Genomic DNA, 1,756 nt, shown 5'->3' with positions numbered 1-1,756 from the left:
AGATAGTGTAAAGTGAGCTATGAAAAAATAGAAATAAAACTTATCTGACAATATTAGGAAAAACTATAAAGTTTAGCAATTTAACAATTAATTTTAAGTACAACAAAAGACCTCCGTCGCCGAAGGCAAAAACTGTAAAATGTATTAGGTTTATCTTTATTTTAGGAGAGTTGATTTTCTTGCATATAAAGTATAGTTTGCTGGCCAAGACTAATAAGTATTTGCCATTTAGCAGGCATGTTATCAGCTTGTTTTAATTGGTCAATCTCATTTAGAGGTCGCCAATAATTATAAGGATGTGGGCGCAGAAAGTTGTAATATGCAACCCAAAGTGAGACTCCGTAAAGGGCACCGTCTTCACTCCCATAACCACAAGTAACACGGTATGATGATTTAAAAGTACGATTTAAGCGTTCTACTACCTGCTTAACCCAACGGTATTTCTTAGAAACCGCATCATCATTTGTAAGTCCTATTACTTGAGTGAGGTCAAAAATCTTATTTTCTTCTAGTTCAAACTGTTGTTTAGCTAGAGGATAAGCACTATAACCATCAGCAATAAATTTTAGCATTTTACCAGGAAAGCTTTGAAATTTATCAAAAGCCATCCGCATAGCGAGTATGCATGGACCAACGGCTCTTGTGTCAGATACCTGATAACCAAGAATAGACTTTTTGCAAGCATCCATAACAATCCAAACATAATGCCTGATACCTTTTACTTTTATGTAGGTTTCATCGGCAGAAAGGATATTGGAAGGTTTATAATCAAATGTATCTACAAATGGTTTAATTACAGTAGCAGCAGTTAATGCATAGTTAGCAACCATAGTATGTGATATTTTTATAGCATGTATCTCCGCTAAAGCGTGAGCGGTTTGTCTAGTTGAAAGCTTAAGATTAACATGGTAAGTCAGACATAATCCCATAATATGAGGATTAAACTTCTTAAAATTAAAGTTGATAGCTCGCTTGGAAAGTGTATGTAAATTCATCTTAAAGAAATCAACAGTAAATTCTCTATAAATATAGTGAAGCTTGTATTTATATTTCTCAGAAGATTTTATATCACTAGGAAGTCTTTTAAGACCATCTAAGTAGTATGAACACTTAGGGTTTGTACATTTATGAATGCGAAAATGCTTACGGTCTTTCTTTTGAGAAAGAGTATGACCACAATGAGGACATACAAGTACTATAGGCTTAGTAACATAATTGCTTTCGTTGAAATTTTGTCCACAAACCTTGCATTGGAACTGACCTCGATTGCCGTTATTATCGTAGATATAATGATGAGGTGCACCACATTTTGGGCAAATAGTTTCACTAGGAATAGAGTTACCGTTCCGTCGTTGGACGGGTTTCAATACCTTGTTATATTTGTACTTATAATAAGCCAAAAGAAACTGATGGTCAACTTTTTCAAAACGAATAATTTTGGGAAGTTTATCTACTTTAAATTTTTGATATTCTGGGCTGTTAGAATCATCAAAAGCCCATTGATTTAAAGGTATATTCTTTGAAATAAACAAAACAAGTTTATAAATAGTTTTAATTAAATATTGATTATATAAAAGTAAATAAGTTATAATTGAATCCATAACAATGACCTTTCATTTTAGTGTTATTTTTGTTGGTGAGAATTCAATTATAACAAGAAATTAGGGGGGCATTGTTTTTTTGTACAAAAAAACGCTCGAACCCTTGATATATAAAGAAAAAATTAAGAAGAGTAGTGTAAATACTTTACACTAAC

1 protein-coding gene is annotated in these 1,756 nt (G+C 32.4%); it reads right to left on the bottom strand.

Going from position 1 to position 1,756, the window contains the following annotated elements:
- Positions 1–161: 161 nt before the first annotated feature.
- Positions 162–1,601 (bottom strand): DDE-type integrase/transposase/recombinase, encoded by a 1,440-nt coding sequence (locus COL3_RS22145; protein WP_008421365.1) that lies wholly within the window; start codon positions 1,599–1,601, stop codon positions 162–164.
- Positions 1,602–1,756 lie beyond the last annotated feature (155 nt).

The sequence above is a fragment of the Clostridium sp. LS genome (assembly GCF_002760435.1).
Lineage (GTDB): Bacteria > Bacillota > Clostridia > Clostridiales > Clostridiaceae > Clostridium.
Note: the sequence above shows the minus strand (reverse complement) of the source record. Positions and strands in the feature narration are given on the sequence as shown.

Coding starts and splice junctions, on each gene's coding strand:
- COL3_RS22145 (WP_008421365.1), bottom strand. CDS start 1,601: ATGGATTCAATTATAACTTATTTACTTTTATATAATCAATATTTAATT.